Genomic DNA, 246 nt, shown 5'->3' with positions numbered 1-246 from the left:
GAGGGCCAAAGCGGGGAATCCCTGGTCCACACCAGCCCGGATTTCCTTGCCGACGCTGGCCTGGACGCCTTCGAGGAGAAGGTGGTGGTTGAGGAAACCACCACCTTCCTGGCGGAACACCAGCCAGTGATCGACTTTCCGCAGACCGTTGACCTCGAAGAGATTGCCGCTGCCTACCCGGATTACACGGAGCAGCTGAAGGCGCGGCTGGAGGCCAGGTAGTTCGGCTGCGACCAGCCAAACGCA

Annotated in this window: 1 protein-coding gene; it reads left to right on the top strand. The window is 62.6% G+C overall.

All coding sequences use genetic code 11. From position 1 onward, the window contains the following. The coding region (locus SB724_RS21380; RefSeq protein WP_410573033.1) for a hypothetical protein at window positions 1–222 on the top strand (222 nt) is incomplete at its 5' end. Window positions 223–246 lie beyond the last annotated feature (24 nt).

It is taken from the genome of Bacillus sp. SIMBA_031 (assembly GCF_046535225.1).
Classification (GTDB): Bacteria; Bacillota; Bacilli; order Bacillales; family Bacillaceae; genus Bacillus; species Bacillus velezensis.
This window is presented reverse-complemented; position numbering and strand designations above follow the sequence as displayed.